This window comes from Streptomyces sp. NPDC048521 (assembly GCF_043199855.1).
In the GTDB taxonomy this organism is placed as follows: Bacteria; Actinomycetota; Actinomycetes; order Streptomycetales; family Streptomycetaceae; genus Streptomyces.
This window is the reverse complement of record NZ_JBICWR010000010.1, coordinates 169,583-187,701: the sequence shown is the minus strand read 5'-3', so window position 1 is coordinate 187,701 and position 18,119 is coordinate 169,583. Positions and strand designations below refer to the sequence as shown.

Genomic DNA, 18,119 nt, shown 5'->3' with positions numbered 1-18,119 from the left:
TGCACTAACCAAACGAAAGTACCCACTTTCAAGTAAGGTACTGGCATGTCGGTAAGCAAGCAGAGGGTGGACGCGGAGGCGCTGTGCCCCTACCGCCTCGTGATGGAACACGTCACCAGCCGCTGGGGCGTCCTCGTCCTGATCGAGCTGCTCGAGCGTCCGTACCGCTTCAGCGAGCTGCGCCGGGCCATCGGCCGGTTCAGCGGCCGGGACGTCAGCGAGAAGATGCTCACCCAGACCCTCCAGACCCTGGAGCGCGACGGCCTGGTCCACCGGGACGCCAAGCCGGTCATCCCGCCCCGTGTCGACTACTCGCTCACCGGTCTCGGCCGGGAGGCGGCGGAGCAGGTGCGCTCCCTGGCCCAGTGGACCCATGACCGCATGGCCGAGGTGGAGAAGGCCCGCCAGGCCTACGACGAGACCCGCCGGGCCTACGACGAGACCCGCCGTGCACACGACGAGGCCCGGGAAGCCAAGTCCCGGGCCTCGTGAATCAGCGAGAAGATCAGCCGACGACCGTCCAGGTGTCGCCGCCGGCCAGCAGCGCGGCCAGGTCGCCCTTGCCCCGCTGCTCGATCGCCGTGTCGAGCTGATCGGCCATCGCCGTGTCGTAGACCGGCCGTTCCACCGAGCGGAAGACACCGATCGGGGTGTGGTGCAGGGTGTCCGGGTCCGCTAGCCGTGACAGCGCGAAGGCGGTCGTCGGGGACGCGGCGTGCGCGTCGTGGACGAGGAGGTCCGCCTCGTTCTGCTCGGTCACCGTCATCACCTGAAGGTCACCGGTCTGCCGGTCGCGTACGACACCGCGCGCGCCGTCCGCACCGAAGCGGATCGGCTGCCCGTGCTCCAGGCGGATCAGCGCCTCCTCCGCCTGCTGCTTGTCCTTCAGGGCGTCGAAGGCACCGTCGTTGAAGATGTTGCAGTTCTGGTAGATCTCGATCAGCGCCGTGCCCTGGTGGTCGGCGGCGGCGCGCAGCACCTCGGTCAGATGCTTGCGGTCGGAGTCGATCGTGCGCGCCACGAAGGACGCCTCCGCGCCGATCGCCAGCGACACCGGGTTGAACGGCGCGTCCAACGAACCCATCGGCGTCGACTTGGTGATCTTGCCCACCTCGGAGGTCGGCGAGTACTGGCCCTTGGTCAGCCCGTAGATCCGGTTGTTGAACAGCAGGATCTTCAGGTTCACATTGCGGCGCAGCGCGTGGATCAGGTGGTTGCCGCCGATGGACAGGGCGTCGCCGTCACCGGTGACGACCCACACGCTCAGGTCCCGGCGGGAGGAGGCCAGCCCGGTCGCGATCGCCGGGGCGCGGCCGTGGATGGAGTGCATCCCGTAGGTGTTCATGTAGTACGGGAAGCGGGAGGAGCAGCCGATACCGGAGACGAAGACGATGTTCTCCCTGGCCAGCCCCAGCTCCGGCATGAAACCCTGCACGGCGGCCAGGATCGCGTAGTCACCGCACCCCGGGCACCAGCGCACCTCCTGGTCCGACTTGAAGTCCTTCATCGACTGCTTGGCCTCGGCCTTGGGGACCAGCTGCAGCAGCCCGTTGCCGGCGTCAGTCATCGATGGCCTCCTTCAGCGCCGCGGCGAGCTGTTCCGCCTTGAACGGCATGCCGTTGACCTGGTTGTAGGAGTGGGCGTCGACCAGGTACCTCGCCCGGATCAGGGTGGCCAGCTGCCCCAGGTTCATCTCCGGGACGACCACCTTGTCGTACTGCTCCAGCACGCTTCCGAGGTTGCGCGGGAAGGGGTTGAGGTGGCGCAGGTGCGCCTGCGCGATCGACTCCCCGGCCGCGCGCAGCCGCCGTACCGCCGCCGTGATCGGGCCGTACGTCGAGCCCCAGCCCAGCACCAGCGTCCGCGCGCCGTGCGGGTCGTCGACCTCGACGTCCGGGACCTCGATCCCGTCGACCTTGGCCTGGCGGGTGCGGACCATGAAGTCGTGGTTGGCCGGGTCGTAGGAGATGTTGCCCGTGCCGTCCTGCTTCTCGATGCCGCCGATGCGGTGCTCCAGGCCCGGCGTGCCCGGGATCGCCCACGGCCGGGCCAGGGTCTGCGGATCGCGCTTGTAGGGCCAGAAGACCTCGGTGCCGTCCTGAAGGGTGTGGTTCGGACCGGACGCGAACTGCACCCGCAGATCCGGCAGCTCGTCCAGTTCCGGGATCCGCCACGGCTCCGACCCGTTGGCCAGATAGCCGTCGGAGAGCAGGAACACGGGGGTCCTGTACGTCAGGGCGATCCGGGCCGCCTCCAGGGCCGCGTCGAAGCAGTCCGCCGGGGTTCTGGGCGCCACCACCGGCACCGGGGCCTCGCCGTTGCGGCCGTACATCGCCTGCAGCAGGTCCGCCTGCTCGGTCTTGGTCGGCAGACCGGTGGACGGGCCGCCACGCTGGATGTCGACCACCAGCAGCGGCAGCTCCAGGGAGACCGCGAGCCCGATCGTCTCGCTCTTCAGCGCCACACCCGGACCGGACGTGGTGGTGACCGCAAGCGAGCCGCCGAACGCCGCGCCCAGCGCCGCGCCGATACCCGCGATCTCGTCCTCCGCCTGGAAGGTCCGCACACCGAAGTTCTTGTGCCGGCTCAGCTCGTGCAGGATGTCCGAGGCCGGCGTGATCGGGTACGAGCCCAGGAACAGCGGCAGGTCCGCCTGCTGCGAGGCCGCGATCAGGCCGTAGGCCAGGGCCAGGTTGCCGGAGATGTTCCGGTAGGTGCCGACCGGGAAGGCCTTGGCGGCCGGCGCGACCTCGTAGGAGACCGCGAAGTCCTCCGTCGTCTCGCCGAAGTTCCAGCCCGCCCGGAACGCGGCGATGTTGGCCTCCGCGATGTCCGGCTTCTTCGCGAACTTCGACCTCAGGAACTTCTCGGTGCCCTCGGTGGGCCGGTGGTACATCCAGCTCAGCAGGCCCAGCGCGAACATGTTCTTGCTGCGCTCGGCCTCCTTGCGGGAGAGGGCGAACTCCTTCAGCGCCTCCACCGTGAGCGTGGTGAGCGGCACCGGGTGGAGGCTGTAGCCGTCGAGCGAGCCGTCCTCCAGGGGCGAGCTGTCGTAGCCCACCTTCTGCAGGGCCCGCTTGGTGAACTCGTCGGTGTTGACGATGATCTCGGCGCCGCGCGGCAGATCGCCGATGTTCGCTTTCAGGGCGGCCGGGTTCATCGCGACCAGCACGTTCGGCGCGTCGCCCGGGGTGAGGATGTCGTGGTCGGCGAAGTGGAGCTGGAACGAGGAGACGCCGGGCAGGGTGCCGGCGGGGGCGCGGATCTCGGCGGGGAAGTTCGGGAGGGTGGAGAGGTCGTTGCCGAAGGACGCGGTCTCCGAGGTGAAGCGGTCCCCGGTGAGCTGCATGCCGTCACCCGAGTCCCCCGCGAACCGGATGATCACCCGGTCCAGGCGCCGAACGTCCTTGGCTCCGCCCGGTTTGCGCTGCTCTGCCACGACCGATCCGTCGGTCTGCTCCGCTGGGCTGCTGACCTGGCTGGTCACTGAACTGGACCTCCTTCGAGGCGGCTGTCCGGGGCGTGGTCTGTCCCACGGACCATCCCAGGATCAACCCTACGTCGGTTAGGGTCACCTTCCCGAGGGCATCCACGGATCGGATGACATTTCGAGACGGCCTGTCGCGCTGACCTCCCATGATGTCCCGCATCCCTCAAGCGCCTCTCAAGGCGCTCCCCGCGCGTCCCCCGGTTCTCCCCTTCCGCTCCCGTCCGACACGGTCCCGGACGGCGGTGCCACGCCACCGCCGCCGTGCCCGCCCGTCACGGTCCGGAGACGTCCGGTACGACGCCGGACGCGTCCGTCACGAGTTCAGATAGGTGAGAACGGCCAGAACGCGCCGGTGGTCGCCGTCGCTCGGGGCCAGACCCAGCTTCAGGAAGATGTTGCTGACGTGCTTCTCCACGGCCCCGTCGCTGACCACCAGCTGCCGGGCGATCGCCGAATTCGTACGCCCCTCGGCCATCAGCCCGAGCACCTCCCGCTCGCGCGGGGTGAGCCCCGCCAGCACGTCCTGCTTGCGGCTGCGCCCGAGCAGCTGCGCGACCACCTCCGGGTCCAGCGCCGTACCGCCCTCGGCGACGCGCACCACCGCGTCGACGAATTCCCGCACCTCCGCGACCCGGTCCTTGAGCAGATACCCCACGCCCCGGCTGGAACCGGCCAGCAACTCGGTGGCGTAGCGCTCCTCCACGTACTGCGACAGCACCAGCACCCCGAGCCGCGGGTGCGCCTTGCGCAGCGTCACGGCCGCCCGCACGCCCTCGTCGGTGTGCGTCGGCGGCATCCGTACGTCCGCCACCACCACGTCCGGCAGCGCGCCCTGCGCGTCCAGGTCGGCGATGGTCTTCACCAGCGCGTCCGCGTCCCCGACACCGGCCACCACATCGTGCCCGCGGTCGGTCAGCAGCCGGGTCAGGCCCTCCCTGAGCAGCACTGAATCCTCGGCGATGACCACCCGCACCCTGTCCTCCACGATCTTCCGGCCCCCCACAGCCCGTTCCCTGCGACGACGTCGGTCCCTGACGCGTCCGTACGGAGGTCCAGCATTCCAGCATCGAGGCGAGGGGGCCATGACGTCGTGGGCGCGAGGGCGGTCCGGTCGGCCGCCCGGCAGCCGCCCGTACCGGCGGGACCGCCAGGGAGGGGGTGGCCTCAGGCCGGTGTCCGGCTCATGCGGACGTCCGCCACGGCAGTTCCGCGATCACACGGGTCGGGCCGCCGGCCGGTGAGTCCACCACGAGGATGCCGTCCACCGCGTCCAGGCGGCCGGCCAGTCCCGCAAGGCCCGAGCCGGGGGAGACCTCCGCGCCGCCCACGCCGTCGTCGATCACCTGCAGCATCAGCCGGTCCTCCGAGCACCACACGTCCACCGACGCGGACCGGGCCCCGCTGTGCTTGCTGATGTTCTGCAGCAGCTCGGAGACCGTGAAGTAGGCGATGCCCTCGATGGCCGGGGCCGGCCGGGCGGGCAGGTCTACCTCGACCCGTACCGGCACCGTGCAGCGGGCGGCGACCGCGGACAGGGCCGCGTCCAGGCCCCGGTCGGTCAGCACCGCCGGATGAATGCCCCGCGCGAGATCGCGCAGCTCCTGCAGCGCCGTCTTCACCTCGCCGTGCGCCTCCTCCACCATCCGTGCCGCGGACTGCGGGTCCTCCCGGAGCTTCTCCTTCGCCAGCCCCAGATCCATGGCCAGGCCGACCAGCCGGGCCTGTGCCCCGTCGTGCAGGTCCCGCTCGATGCGCCGCAGGTCGGCCGCGGCCGTGTCGACCACGACCCCCCGGTCCGACTCCAGCTCCACCACCCGCGCCGACAGCAACGACGGCCCGAGCAGCCCCCGCACGAGCAGCCCGTCCACGGTGGTCAGGGCCCGGACGAGCCAGGGCGTGGCCAGGGTGAACAGCAGTCCGATCAGGGCGGTCACGGTGATCTCGAACGCGTTGTCGAGATAGATGCTGTGGTGCTGGTCGCCGTACATCTGCAGGCCGCCGGTCCCGGCGTACGCCGGGAACACCCAGAACCACAGCGGATACGTCAGCAGTGCCCAGCCGACGGTCCAGAAACTCACGGCCACCGCGAACGAGAACACCGCCCACGGGAGCAGCACCAGCGCGTACAGCAGGTGCCGCCAGGAGGCTCCGCTCTTCAGGACCGCGCCCATCCAGGCAGGCGCGCCCGGCCCGCGTACCCGCAGCGGTTCGGGGTCGGCCACGTCCAGCCGGAGCAGCCCGCGCGCCCGCGCCCGCTCCAGCACGCCGAAGCCGCGGCAGCCGGCGAGTGCCGCCGCCAGCACCGGGACGCCGAGGAAGGTCACCAGCAGGCCCGCCCCGAGCGGGACCATCGCCACCGCCCAGGTGAAGAGCAGCAGGGAGACCGGCAGACTCAGCAGGACGTAGCCGAACTCGCGCCAACTGCGTGCCTCGAACGGCGCCCGCAGCGCTGCGGGCAGCCGGTGGCCGGTTCCGGCGGGCTGCCCGTGCCCTCGCCCGTACCCCTGCGCGTACTCCGTGGCCATCGAATGTCGTCCCGTTCTCCTCGTCCGAGCGGCGGTTCAGCCGTGTCTCCAGAGTCGTCCGCCGCCCGCCCGCGAGCCATGAAGGCCGTCGGCGTCTTGGACGGGGGGTTTTCCCCACCCCTGGGGGCGCGCGGGGCGGGGGCGTCCCTTGGGGGGTGCGGGTGGGTGTGGCTGTTCGGCGTGGCCGGGGCGATATGGGGTGGCGAAGCGTCGGGGAGGGTGTGCGGCTGCCGAACCTTCGGCGGGCCGGGCGGTCATGCCTTCCGGTTCCGCCACGGCAGTTCCGCGGTGACCACGGTCGGGCCACCGGCCGGCGAGTCGAGCACGAACAGGCCGTCCACCGCGCCCAGCCGCTCCGCGAGGCCCCGCATGCCGGTGCCGCCGTCCAGCCGGGCGCCGCCCTGGCCGTCGTCCCGGACCTGGATGAGCAGTCGGTCCTCCGAGCGCCACACGTCGACGGAGGCGGATCGGGCCCGGCTGTGCTTGCTGATGTTCTGCAGCAGCTCGGAGACGGTGAAGTAGGCGATGCCCTCGATGGCCTCCGCCGGCCGGGCCGGCAGGTCCACGGTCACCTTCACCGGCACCGTGCAACGGGAGGCGACCGACGACAGAGCCGCGTCCAGGCCCCGGTCCGTGAGGACCGCCGGATGGATGCCCCGGGCCAGATCGCGCAACTCCTGCAGGGCCAGCTTCACCTCGCCGTGCGCCTCGTCGACCATCGCCGCCGCCGCGTCCGGGTCCTCCAGCAGCTTCTCCTTGGCCAGGCCGAGGCCCATCGCCAGGTTCACCAGCCGGGCCTGGGCCCCGTCGTGCAGGTCCCGCTCGATCCGGCGCAGGTCCGCCGCCGCCGTGTCCACCACGATCCCGCGATCGGACTCCAGTTCGGCGATCCGGCGCTCCAGCTCGTCCGAGGGGGACAGCAGCCCCCGCACCATCGCCCGGTCGACGTTCGCAAGCGCCCGCGCCAGGTACGGCAGCACCGGCCACAGCACGGACAGCGAGATCAGCACGGTGCAGAAGGTGAGGACGCCCCAGGGCAGCCGGATGGCGTCGTACAGCAGCGTCCGCCAGCCCACCGGGTCCTTCAGCGCCATCCACAGCCGCTGCACCAGCCCCCCGCCCTTCGCGAGCGGCAGCGGCGTCGGCTCCTCCACCCGTACCCCGAGCAGCCTCCGGGCCCGGGCCCGTTCCAGCTTCCCCAGCTGCCGGGCACCGAGCAGGCAGAGCGCGAGCAGCGGCAGGCCGATCACGGTGAGGGTGAGGGTCCCCCCGGTGACCAGCACCGTGAACGCGTAGGCGAAGCCGAACACCGCCACCGGCAGGTTCAGCAGGAGATGCGCGATCTCCTTCCAGGTGTGCGCGGCGTAGGCCGGCCGGGGTCGGGGCAGGCGATCGGTGCCGTCGGTCCGGTCGGTGCCGTCGGTCCGGTCGGCGGCGGAGCTGGGAGCGGTCATACCGGTCAGCCTGCCGTGCGCGGCGCCCGCCGCGCCATGCGGTACGCCGCCCTCCGCCGACGGGGGAAAACCCCACCCCGCACCCGGGCCCCGCGTCTCACGGCGTGACAGGCTGCTTACCCTTTCTTTATCAGGGCCTAGACTCCCGTGCGTACAGATCCTCGAAAACGTGGGATCACAGAGTTCACCGGGTCACGAGGTCAGGGAGCGAGGAACGGACGGTGCGGGAGACGTTGGGGGACTCACCGGTCGCCGCCGCGGACGTCATCGCGGCCGGCTACTTCCAGTCCTATTCGGTGGTCGGACTGCTCGCCCTCGTCGGCGTGCTGTTCGTCGCGGTCGCCTTCGGCGCCGGCCGCCTGCTGCGCCCGGTCGTGCCGACCCCCGAGAAACTCCTGACCTACGAATGCGGCGTCGACCCGGTCGGCGAGGGCTGGGCCCACACCCAGGTCCGCTACTACGTCTACGCCTTCCTGTACGTGATCTTCGCGGTCGACTCGATCTTCCTGTTCCCCTGGGCGACGGTCTTCGCCGCCGACGGCTACGGCGCCACGACCCTCGTGGAGATGTTCATCTTCCTCGGCTTCCTCGCCGTGGGCCTGCTGTACGCATACAAGAAGGGCGTCCTGGCATGGACGTGAACCCCGCGGTCTCCGAGCCGGTTCCGCTGCCCGAGCCCAAGAGGCTGGGCGCCCTGGCACGCCTGGCACCCGAACCGATGAAGGTGGTCCTGAACTGGGGCCGCCGCTACTCGCTGTGGGTCTTCAACTTCGGCCTCGCCTGCTGCGCGATCGAGTTCATCGCCGCGTCGATGGCCCGCCACGACTTCATCCGGCTCGGCGTGATCCCCTTCGCACCGGGCCCCCGCCAGGCCGACCTGATGGTCGTCTCCGGCACGGTCACGGACAAGATGGCCCCGGCCGTCAAGCGCCTGTACGAGCAGATGCCCGAACCGAAGTACGTCATCTCCTTCGGCGCCTGCTCCAACTGCGGCGGCCCGTACTGGGACTCCTACTCGGTCACCAAGGGCGTCGACCAGATCATCCCGGTCGACGTCTACGTTCCCGGCTGCCCGCCGCGCCCCGAGGCACTGCTCCAGGGCATCCTCAAGCTCCAGGAGAAGATCGCCCGCGAGTCGCTGGGGGAGCGGTACGGCGCCGGCTCCGCCCGCCCGTCCGCGGCCGCCCTGCAGAGCGACCTGGTCAAGCCCCCGGCCCCCGCCACCGAGGGGGACGCCCGATGAGCACGGTCGGCTGGCTGCCCGCCCCCGCGGAGGAACTCTTCGGCACGGACGCCACGGCCGAGGAGTCGTACGACGTCCTGACGGTGGACGTGCCCCCGTCCTCCTGGCTCACCGCACTGGAGACGGCCCGTACGACCCTGTCCTGCACCTACTTCGACTGGCTGAGCGCGGTCGACGAACCGGGTACGGGCTTCCGGGTGTCCGCCCACGTCGTCGCGCTGGACCCGGTCCGCCGGCTCCTCGTCCGCACGACGGTCCCGCACGAGGCACCGACGCTCCCTTCGGCCGTCGGCGTCTACGCGGGCGCAGCCTGGCACGAGCGCGAGACCCACGAGATGTTCGGCGTCGTCTTCGACAACCACCCCGGCCTGGAGCACCTGCTGCTCCCCGAGAACTTCGAGGGCCACCCACTCCGCAAGGACTTCGTCCTCGCCGCCCGCGTCGCCAAGGCCTGGCCCGGAGCCAAGGAACCAGGGGAGCCTGCGGCGGGTGCGGCGCACGGCGGCCCGAAGCGCCGCCAGATGCTGCCCCCGGGCGTCCCCGACCCCAACGAGTGGGGCCCGCTCAAGGGCCAGCTGCCCCCCGCCCCGGCCCGCCCGGCCCGTACGGCGGGACGCGCGGCGGGTGAGCGCCCCGCCCGCGCGGCCGGGGAACGCCCGGTCCGGCGCACCCGTACGACGGCACAGGGCTCCGCCAGCCAGACCGGTGCGACCACCGCGGAGGGCGTCGCCGGCGCACAGCCGGGGGAGGGCGTCACCTCGGGAGCCGCGGATTCACAGACGGCACCCGCGGGCTCGGGAGCCGGGGGTACGCAGCCGGGCGCCGCGGGCGCGCGCACCGGAGCGGGCGCCGGTGCTCCGGGTCGGCCGCGCCGGATGAGGAGCGCGAGCGAAGGCTCGGTGAGCCAGGCGGCGGCAGCGCCCGAGGACACGACCGCACGGGCCGAGGACGCGGCGGCACCGGCCGATGACACGGCTGCACGGGCCGTGAAGGCGCCGGCACCGGCCGAGGACGCGGCGGCACAGAAGCAGGCCGCGGCCGAGGGCGACGCAGCGCAGGCGGCGGCGGTGGAGGGACCGGCCGCCGAGGCGTCGGTGGCACATGAGCCCGGCCCGACGCAGCCGGCCGCCCCCACACCGGCACCGGTACGGCCGCGCCGCGCGCGCACCGCTTCGGAGGGCTCGGCCTCGCAGCGGGCCGGCACACCCGAAGCGGCACCCGCTCCGGCTGAGCCGACGGAGCCGGTGAAACCGGGGTCGGCAGAGCCCACGGAACCTGCGCCGGCGGAACCGGACGACGCGGTCCGGCCCGCCCGCCGGAGCACGGCCCCGCGCAGCTCGGACGCCCCCTGGCACCACGCGCGCCCGGCCTTCGACGAGCCGGAGCCCGAGCCGACGCCCCGCTCCCACCCGAAGGAGCCCGCGCGGTCCGGGGCGACTCCCGAGGAAGCCGCGGAATCCGTGGTGACCCCGGAGGAGCCCACGCAGCCTCGCGAAATCGAGCAACCCAGCGAAACCGCCGAGCAACCCCGTAGGCCCGGCACCCCCGCCGAGCCCGCCGCCGACGGCACCCCCGCCGAGCCCGACCAGCCCGATCACCCCGCAGGAGGCCCGCAGTGAACGACGTGCTGGACGTCGCCCTGCGACTCCTGGTCGTGTTCGTCGTGTTCCTCACCTTCCCGCTGATCGTGGGCCAGACCGAGCACAAGGTGATGGCGCATATGCAGGGCCGCCTCGGCCCGATGTACGCGGGCGGCTTCCACGGCTGGGCCCAGCTCATCGCGGACGGCGTGAAGTTCGCCCAGAAGGAGGACGTGGTCCCGGCGGGCGCCGACCGCCGCGTCTTCCAGCTCGCCCCGGCCGTGGCCCTGCTGCCGTACCTCCTCGTCCTGCTCGCCATCCCGATCGGCCCGAGCGAGGGCGCCGTCGGCGAGGTCCTCGACGCGGGCGTGTTCTTCGTGCTCGCGGTGATGGGCGTCGGCGTGCTCGGCTCGCTCATGGCCGGCTGGGCGAGCGCGAACAAGTTCTCCCTGCTCGGCGGCTTGCGCACGGCTGCCCAGCTGCTCGCCTACGAACTTCCGATGCTGCTCGCCGCCGCCTCCGTGGCCATGGCCGCAGGAACCGTCTCCCTGCCGGGCATCGTCCACGCCTTCCACTGGTGGTGGCTGCCCTGGCAGATCGTCGGCGCGATCGTCTTCTTCGTCGCCGGACTCGCCGAACTGCAGCGTCCGCCGTTCGACATGCCCGTCGCCGACTCGGAGATCATCTTCGGCGCGTACACCGAGTACACGGGACTGCGCTTCGCCCTGTTCCTGCTCGCCGAGTACGCGGGCATCGTCGTCCTGTGCGGCCTGACCACCGTCCTCTTCCTCGGCGGCTGGCACGGCCCGTGGGGCGCCGACGGCCTGGGCTGGCTGTGGACCCTGCTGAAGACCGCGATCCTCGCGTTCGTCGTCATCTGGCTCCGCGTCACCTACCCCCGGCTGCGCGAGGACCAGCTTCAGAAGCTCTCCTGGACCCTCCTCGTCCCCCTCTCCCTCGCCCAGATCGCCCTCACCGGCATCGTCAAGGTGGTGATCAGCTAACCATGGCCCCCATTCCCGGCTCCGGCCTCGCCAAGGGCCTGGCCGTCACCCTGCGCACGATGACGCGGAAGACCGTCACCGAGCAGTACCCGGACGCCCTCCCCGAGCTGCCGCCCCGCACCCGTGGCGTGATCGGCCTGTTCGAGGAGAACTGCACCGTCTGCATGCTGTGCGCCCGCGAGTGCCCGGACTGGTGCATCTACATCGACTCCCACAAGGAGACGGTCCCTCCGGCGGCCCCGGGCGGACGTGAGCGCAGCCGCAACGTCCTCGACCGGTTCGCCATCGACTTCTCCCTGTGCATGTACTGCGGTATCTGCATCGAGGTCTGTCCTTTCGACGCCCTCTTCTGGTCCCCGGAGTTCGAGTACGCCGAGACCGACATCCGTGACCTCACCCATGAGCGGGACAAGCTCCGCGAGTGGATGTGGACCGTCCCGGCCCCGCCCGCCCTGGACCCCGGCGCGGAGGAGCCGAAGGAGATCGCCGCCGCCCGCAAGACCGCCGAGAAGCTGGCCGCCACACAGGCCGAACCGCAGCAGCCGCAGGAGGGTGAGTCGTGAGCCTCGCCGCAGCCCAGCACGGGAGCCTCGCCGCAGCCCAGCACGGCTTCCTGTCCCCGACCGGCGTCGAGATCGCCTTTCTCCTCGTCGGCCTGGTCACCCTCGGCGCCGCGCTCGTCACGGTCACCACGCGGCAGCTGGTGCACGCGGCCCTGTGGCTCGTGGTCGCCCTCGGCGGCCTCGCCGTGGAGTACCTGCTGCTCACGGCCGAGTTCATCGCCTGGGTGCAGGTCCTGATCTACGTCGGCTCCGTCGTCGTCCTCCTCCTGTTCGGTCTGATGCTCACCAAGGCCCCCATCGGCCGCTCCCCGGACGCCGACTCTGGCAACCGCTGGGCCGCCCTGACCGTCGCGGTCGCCGCCGCCGTCGCCCTGGTCTGGGTGGTCGTCGACGCCTTCCGCACCACCTGGATCGACCTGGACGGCCCGGCCGCCGGCACCACCCGCGTCACCGGCGAGAGTCTCTTCCAGAACTGGGTCCTGCCCTTCGAGGCCCTCTCCGTCCTCCTCCTCGCGGCCCTGGTCGGCGCGATCGTCCTGTCCCGCAAGGCGAAGGCGGACGCGGCCGTCACCGGTGCGGCCGCTCCGACGGACACCGCCGCGAACAGCCCCGCCCGTTCCTCCGGCGCGAAGCCCGCGAGTTCCCCCGGCGACAAGGAAGGCGCCCGCTGATGCACCTCGCCTATCCCGCCGTCCTCTCCGCCCTCCTCTTCTGCACCGGCCTGTACGGCGTCCTCGCCCGCCGCAACGCGATCCTGGTGCTGATGTCGGTCGAGCTGATGCTCAACGCCGTCAACCTCAACCTGGTCGCCTTCGACGTCTGGCTCAGCAGGGCCGCCGAGGAGACCCTGCACTCCGGCCAGGCGCTGACCCTGTTCACCATCGCCATCGCCGCGGCCGAGATCGGCATCGGCCTGGCGATCGTCCTCGCCGTCTACCGCAACCGCGGCACCTCCGACATCGACAAGCTCCGCGACACCGCCGAGGGACCCGAGACCGAGGGACCCGACACCTCCGCGGCCGAGAAGGCTGAGGCCACCGCGTGACCACGACCACCCTCGCCGTCCTCGTCCCCCTCCTGCCGTTCCTGGGTGCCGCGGCGGGCCTGCTCCTGGGCCGCACCACCCCCGGTTTCGTCCGCCCGCTCGCCGTGCTGCCGGCCCTTGCCGCGCTCGTGCTGGCCGCGTCGGTCGCCGTACGACAGGGCGGCGGCCGGACCATCAACGCCCACACCGAGCTGACGCCCACCGGCTCGGTGCCGATCGACCTGGCCCTGTACATCGACGGCTTCGCCGCGCTCACCGCCGTCCTGGTCGCCTTCGTCGCGACCTGCGTGCAGATCTACTCCACGGGCTACCTGCGCGACGACCCGCGCTACCCCTCCTACGCCGCTCTCGTCTCCCTGTTCACCTCCGCGATGCTGCTGGTCGTCTACTCGGGCGACCTGATCGTGCTGCTGGTCGGCTGGGAGGTCATGGGCATCTGCTCCTACTTCCTGGTGGGCCACTACTGGGAGACCCCCGAGGCCCGCGCCGCATCCCTGAAGGCCTTCCTGGTCACCAAGCTCGGCGACGTGCCCTTCCTCATCGGCCTGTTCGCCCTCGGCACCGACGCCGGGTCGTTCCGCATCACCCGCGTCCTCGGCGCCGTCGCCGGCGGCGGTCTCGACCACCCCACACTGATCGCCCTGCTGCTGCTCGCGGGCGTGGCGGGCAAGTCGGCGCAGTTCCCGCTGCACACCTGGTTGCCGGACGCGATGGCGGGCCCGACACCCGTCTCCGCGCTGATCCACGCCGCGACGATGGTCGCCGCCGGCGTCTACTTCATCGCCCGCCTCCTTCCCGTGTTCGAGGCCTCCTTCGCCGCGATGGTGGTCCTCGCCGTCATGGCCGCCGTGACCATGACCGGCTCGGGCCTGGCCGCGCTCGCCCAGGACGACATCAAGCGCGTCCTCGCCTACTCGACGATCGGCCAGCTCGGCTACATGACCGGCGCCCTCGCCGTCGGCGACCGCGGTGCCGCCGTCTTCCACCTCCTGTCCCACGGCGCCTTCAAGGCGCTGCTGTTCCTCGCGGCCGGTGTGATCATCCACGCCGCCGGCACCAACTCGCTGGCCGCCATGTCCCGCATGCACGGCCTGCGCGACCGCATCCCGGACGCCTACTGGACGATGACCGTGGCGCTGCTCGCGCTCGCCGCGATCCCGCCTTTCAGCGGCTTTTTCTCCAAGGAGTCGGTCCTCGGCGCCGCCGAACACGTCACCGGCGGTCACACCGAGCACGCGCCCGGCGCGGCGGGCTGGATCGTCCTCGTCGCCGGCCTGGTCACCGCCCTGCTCACCGCCGCCTACGCCACCCGCCTGTGGCTGCTGGCCTTCCGCGGCCGGGGCGCCGAGGCCCCCGAGCACGGGCGTCAGCCGCTGACGATGACCGTGGTGCTGTGGGTGCTCGCGATCCCGTCCCTGGCCTTCGGCGGGTTCGCCTACCGCACGCTGCCCGGCTGGTTCGACGGCCGCGACCTGACCCCGACCCTCCTCACCTCCATCCTCGGCACGGGCCTCGCCCTGGTCGGCGGACTGCTCACCTACGGCGCCTGGCAGCACACCTCCGCGCTCGCCGCCCGCGCCCCGCTCGGCGCGGTCGCCGCCCATCCCGAGGGCGACGCCGGACTGGTCGAGGCAGAGGCCATCGCCACCCACCGGCCGGCCTACGGCGACATCGCCTACGCCCCCGACCCGGCGGACCCCGGGCGGCTGCTGCTCGGCCCGCTGCACCGGCACGCGGCCGCCGGCTTCCACCTGGACGCCGTGTACACGGCGCTGTTCGTCCGCCCGGTCCAGGCCGGAGCGAGCCTCGTCCGGTTCCTCGACCGCGAGGTCGTCGACACCTACGTACACGCCGCCGCCGCGCTGCCCCGGTTCCTCGGGGCCGCCGTACGGCGCGCGCAGACCGGCAATGTGCAGACCTATGTGAGCGCGCTGCTCGCCGGCACCGTCGTCCTGGCGGTCGCCGTCGTCCTCGTCGCGACCGGAGCGTGAGCAGGCGTGATCGATATCAACGAGTCCGTGATGCAGTTCGTTCTGGCATTCGTCGTCGTCGGCCCGCTCCTCGGCGCCGTCGCCGCTCTCCTGCCCGCACCGCCCGGACTGAAGGGGAAGTCACCCGAGCAGGCGGTGCTCCGGCACGGCGTCACCGTCACCGGCGCGATCCTCATCGCCGCGAGCGTCCTGGCGCTCGGCTTCGACCACGACCATCCGTCGAAGATGCAGGCCACGACCGACATCAGCTGGATCCCCGCACTCGACGTGCGGATCCACCTCGGCATCGACGGCATCTCCCTCCCCCTTCTGGTCCTGACCGCGCTGCTGACCTTCCTCTGCGCGCTCTACTCGTACTTCAAGCCGCCCTCGGGCCCGTCCCCGAAGGCGTTCGTCGCGCTGCTGCTCCTGCTCGAGTCCGGCACCCTCGCGACCTTCGCCGTCCTCGACCTGCTGCTGTTCTTCCTTGCGTTCGAGATGGTGCTCATCCCGATGTACTTCCTCATCGCCCGGTGGGGCGGCGAGGGCCGGACCCGGGCCGCGTGGAAGTTCATCCTGTTCACGCTGCTCGGCTCCGTCGTCATGCTGCTCGGCCTGCTCCTGATCGGGATCAAGGCGGGCACGTTCGACATGGTGGCACTCGCCACTGACAATGGCCGGTCGCTGACCGCATCCGTGCAGGTCATCGCCGTTCTGGCGATCGGGATCGGGCTCGCGGTCAAGACGCCGATGTGGCCCCTGCACAGCTGGCTGCCCGACGCCCACACCGCCGCCCCGACCGTCGGCTCCGTCCTGCTGGCCGGTGTGCTGCTTAAGATGGGTACGTACGGTTTCGTCCGGATCCTGCTGCCGATCGCGCCGCACGGCTTCCACACCTTCGCGCCGTACCTCGCCGCCTTCGCCGTCGTAGGGATCATCTACGGATCCCTGGCCTGCCTGGCCCTCGCCAAGCAGGGCGCGAAGGGCGACCTCAAGCGCCTGATCGCCTACTCGTCCGTCGGCCACATGGGCTTCGTCCTGCTGGGCATCGCCACCATGACCCCCACCGGCGTGAACGGCGCCCTGTTCGCCAACATCGCCCACGGCCTCATCACCGGCCTGCTGTTCTTCCTGGTCGGCGCGCTGAAGGACCGCACCGGCAGCACCGACCTCGACACCCTCGCACAGGAGACGGGCGCCGCCCTGTACGGCAAGGCCCCGCGCCTCGGCGGCCTGCTCGCCTTCGGCGCCGTCGCCTCCCTCGGCCTGCCCGGACTCGCCGGATTCTGGGGCGAGATGCTGGCCCTGTTCGGCGCGTTCCGACCCGCCGCCGACCTCAGCCGGCCCGCGTTCCTCACCTTCATGGCCATCGGCGCGTTCGGCACCCTGCTGACGGCCGCGTACATGCTGATCGTGGTCCGCCGCGTCTGCATGGGCGCCGCGGAGCAGGAAGTCCCGAAACTCGCCGACGTGCACGGGTACGAATTCGCCGCCTGGACCCCGCTCGTCACCCTCACCGTCGTCGCCGGACTGTGGCCGCGGGCCCTGCTCGGCCTGACCGACCCGGCCGTGCAGCAGCTCCTCGCAGGAGGCACCCGATGAGCGCCCAGCCGCTTGCCGAGTCGCTGGTCCAGTCCGTCGACTGGCCGGCGATCGCCCCGCCCACGATCGCCGCCGCCGTGGCGCTCGTCGTCCTCGTCGCCGACCTGTTCCTGCCCGAGCCCCGCAAGGCCGTGCTCGGCTGGGTCTCGGTCGCCGGACTGGCCGCGGCCGCCCTGCTGCTCCTGCCCCTCCTGGACGGCGACCGCAGCACCTTCTGCCTGACCGGCCACGCGCACGTGTGCAGCTACACCGTGGACCGGTTCACGCTCGTCATCCAGTTCCTGGTCCTCGGCGGCGCCCTGCTGGCGGCCCTGCTGTCGGTCACGAACCTCGACGACGACCGGCGGCGCGTCCCGGCGGGCGAGTTCTGGTTCCTGCTGCTGTCCTCCGCGGCCGGCGCCGCCCTGCTGCCCGCCTCCCGCGACCTGGCCACGCTGATCGTCGCCCTGGAGGTCGCCTCCCTGCCGGCCTTCGCCCTGGTGGGCATCCGGCAGGGTGACAAACGGTCCTCCGAGGCCGCCCTGAAGTTCTTCCTGTCCTCGGTCACCGCCACCGCGGTGAGCCTGATGGGCATCAGCTTCGTCTACGCCTCCACCGGCACCCTCTACCTCACGCAGGTCGCCCAGCGCCTGACGCACGTCGACGGCCGGCTGGACACCCTCGCCCAGACCGGGGTCGTCCTGACCCTCGTCGGCTTCGCCTTCAAGACGGCCGCCGTGCCCTTCCACTTCTGGGTGCCCGACACCTACGTGGGCGCCCCCCTGCCCGTCGCCGCCTACCTGTCGGTCGTCGGCAAGGCGGTCGGCTTCTCCGGCCTGATCCTCGTCACCGTCGTCGCGTTCCCCTCGTACGCCGACGTCTGGGGGCCCGCGCTCGCCGCCCTGGCCGCCCTCACCATGACCATCGGCAACGTGGCCGCCCTGCGCCAGCAGGCCACGCGCGCGTACAGCGCCGTACGGCTGCTCGCCTGGTCCTCCGTCGGCCAGGCCGGCTACCTCCTCGTGCCGATCGCTGCCGCCGGATACGCCAAGAACCCCGAGAAGGCGATCGGCTCCACGGTCGCGTACGCCCTGATGTACGCCGCCGTGAACCTCGGCGCGTTCGCGGTCGCCGCCCTGGTGGGCCGTAGCAGGGGCCTGAACCGGATCGCCGACTACCGGGGCCTGTACGCCACCAACCCGCTCACCGCCCTCCTCCTGGCCTTCTTCCTGTTGTGCCTGGCCGGGCTGCCGCCGGGCGTCATCGGCCTGTTCGCCAAGGTCACCGTGTTCTCGGCGGCCGTCGACGCGGGCCTGGGCTGGCTCGCCGTCGTCATGGCCGTCAACGTCGTGATCGCCCTCTTCTACTACCTGCAGTGGACGGCCCTGCTGTTCCGCGCCCCCGAGGGCGAGCCCGCCAGGCACCGCGTCCCGGCCCCCCTCACGGCCGCCATCGCCCTGACCGGAGTCCTCGGCGTCGCCCTGTCCGGAGCACCCCAGCTGGTCCTTCGCTTCACGGCCACCGGCCTGTTCTGAGGAATCCCCAGGCGCGCGTGGGGCACCCGTGCCGCCACGCGCGCGTGAGGCCGTAGGCGCACGCCACTCGTACGGCCGATCCGTGCCACCGCACACACCAGGGAACTCGTGACCGCTGCCTGGCGTTG

At 71.8% G+C, this 18,119-nt stretch carries 16 protein-coding genes; 11 read left to right on the top strand and 5 right to left on the bottom strand.

The window, feature by feature from the left end; translation table 11 throughout:
* Positions 1-45 precede the first annotated feature (45 nt).
* A complete protein-coding gene (locus ACGFRF_RS23790; protein WP_393742989.1) occupies positions 46-492 on the top strand; it encodes a winged helix-turn-helix transcriptional regulator in 447 nt (148 codons plus the stop codon).
* 13 nt (positions 493-505) lie between these two features.
* Here the strand turns inward: ACGFRF_RS23790 and ACGFRF_RS23785 are convergent, their stop codons facing one another.
* The 5 genes from ACGFRF_RS23785 to ACGFRF_RS23765 form a co-directional block, all read right to left on the bottom strand.
* Positions 506-1,567 carry a 2-oxoacid:ferredoxin oxidoreductase subunit beta gene (locus ACGFRF_RS23785; protein ID WP_393742987.1) on the bottom strand — a complete coding sequence of 354 codons (1,062 nt, stop codon included), beginning with the start codon at positions 1,565-1,567 and terminating at the stop codon, positions 506-508.
* Entirely contained in the window at positions 1,560-3,488 is a 1,929-nt protein-coding gene (locus ACGFRF_RS23780) for a 2-oxoacid:acceptor oxidoreductase subunit alpha (RefSeq protein ID WP_393742985.1), read from the bottom strand. The genes ACGFRF_RS23785 and ACGFRF_RS23780 overlap by 8 nt, the downstream gene beginning before the upstream one ends.
* A gap of 316 nt (positions 3,489-3,804) precedes the next feature.
* A complete protein-coding gene (locus ACGFRF_RS23775) occupies positions 3,805-4,464 on the bottom strand; it encodes a LuxR C-terminal-related transcriptional regulator (RefSeq protein WP_393743250.1) in 660 nt (219 codons plus the stop codon).
* Between the two features lie 208 nt (positions 4,465-4,672).
* Positions 4,673-6,016 carry a sensor histidine kinase gene (locus ACGFRF_RS23770; RefSeq protein ID WP_393742983.1) on the bottom strand — a complete coding sequence of 448 codons (1,344 nt, stop codon included), beginning with the start codon at positions 6,014-6,016 and terminating at the stop codon, positions 4,673-4,675.
* Between the two features lie 254 nt (positions 6,017-6,270).
* Positions 6,271-7,470 (bottom strand): sensor histidine kinase, encoded by a 1,200-nt coding sequence (locus ACGFRF_RS23765; RefSeq protein ID WP_393742982.1) that lies wholly within the window; start codon positions 7,468-7,470, stop codon positions 6,271-6,273.
* 221 nt (positions 7,471-7,691) lie between these two features.
* Here ACGFRF_RS23765 and ACGFRF_RS23760 point away from each other — a divergent pair, with 221 nt between their 5' ends.
* From ACGFRF_RS23760 to ACGFRF_RS23715, 10 genes are read left to right on the top strand one after another with little or no spacing between them, the layout of a single operon-like run.
* Complete coding sequence (locus ACGFRF_RS23760) at positions 7,692-8,111, top strand: NADH-quinone oxidoreductase subunit A (RefSeq protein WP_393742980.1); 420 nt, start codon at positions 7,692-7,694, stop codon at positions 8,109-8,111.
* Positions 8,102-8,713, top strand: coding sequence for an NADH-quinone oxidoreductase subunit B (locus ACGFRF_RS23755; protein ID WP_393742978.1), 612 nt, complete (start codon positions 8,102-8,104; stop codon positions 8,711-8,713). Before ACGFRF_RS23760 ends, ACGFRF_RS23755 begins: the two co-directional genes overlap by 10 nt.
* Positions 8,710-10,332, top strand: a complete 1,623-nt coding sequence (locus ACGFRF_RS23750; RefSeq protein ID WP_393742976.1) for an NADH-quinone oxidoreductase subunit C — start codon at positions 8,710-8,712, stop codon at positions 10,330-10,332. Before ACGFRF_RS23755 ends, ACGFRF_RS23750 begins: the two co-directional genes overlap by 4 nt.
* Positions 10,329-11,297 (top strand): NADH-quinone oxidoreductase subunit H, encoded by a 969-nt coding sequence (locus ACGFRF_RS23745; protein WP_393742974.1) that lies wholly within the window; start codon positions 10,329-10,331, stop codon positions 11,295-11,297. The genes ACGFRF_RS23750 and ACGFRF_RS23745 overlap by 4 nt, the downstream gene beginning before the upstream one ends.
* 2 nt (positions 11,298-11,299) lie before the next feature.
* Positions 11,300-11,860, top strand: coding sequence for a NuoI/complex I 23 kDa subunit family protein (locus ACGFRF_RS23740; protein WP_393742972.1), 561 nt, complete (start codon positions 11,300-11,302; stop codon positions 11,858-11,860).
* On the top strand, positions 11,857-12,531 hold the full coding sequence (locus ACGFRF_RS23735) for an NADH-quinone oxidoreductase subunit J (protein ID WP_393742970.1): 675 nt from the start codon (positions 11,857-11,859) through the stop codon (positions 12,529-12,531). Before ACGFRF_RS23740 ends, ACGFRF_RS23735 begins: the two co-directional genes overlap by 4 nt.
* On the top strand, positions 12,531-12,905 hold the full coding sequence (nuoK, locus tag ACGFRF_RS23730) for an NADH-quinone oxidoreductase subunit NuoK (RefSeq protein WP_094215548.1): 375 nt from the start codon (positions 12,531-12,533) through the stop codon (positions 12,903-12,905). The genes ACGFRF_RS23735 and nuoK overlap by 1 nt, the downstream gene beginning before the upstream one ends.
* Positions 12,902-14,896, top strand: a complete 1,995-nt coding sequence (locus ACGFRF_RS23725; protein WP_393742968.1) for an NADH-quinone oxidoreductase subunit L — start codon at positions 12,902-12,904, stop codon at positions 14,894-14,896. The genes nuoK and ACGFRF_RS23725 overlap by 4 nt, the downstream gene beginning before the upstream one ends.
* A gap of 6 nt (positions 14,897-14,902) precedes the next feature.
* Positions 14,903-16,477 (top strand): NADH-quinone oxidoreductase subunit M, encoded by a 1,575-nt coding sequence (locus ACGFRF_RS23720; protein WP_393742966.1) that lies wholly within the window; start codon positions 14,903-14,905, stop codon positions 16,475-16,477.
* Positions 16,474-17,991: an NADH-quinone oxidoreductase subunit N gene (locus ACGFRF_RS23715; protein WP_393742964.1), complete on the top strand. Its 1,518-nt coding sequence runs from the start codon at positions 16,474-16,476 to the stop codon at positions 17,989-17,991. The genes ACGFRF_RS23720 and ACGFRF_RS23715 overlap by 4 nt, the downstream gene beginning before the upstream one ends.
* The last annotated feature ends 128 nt before the right edge of the window (positions 17,992-18,119 follow it).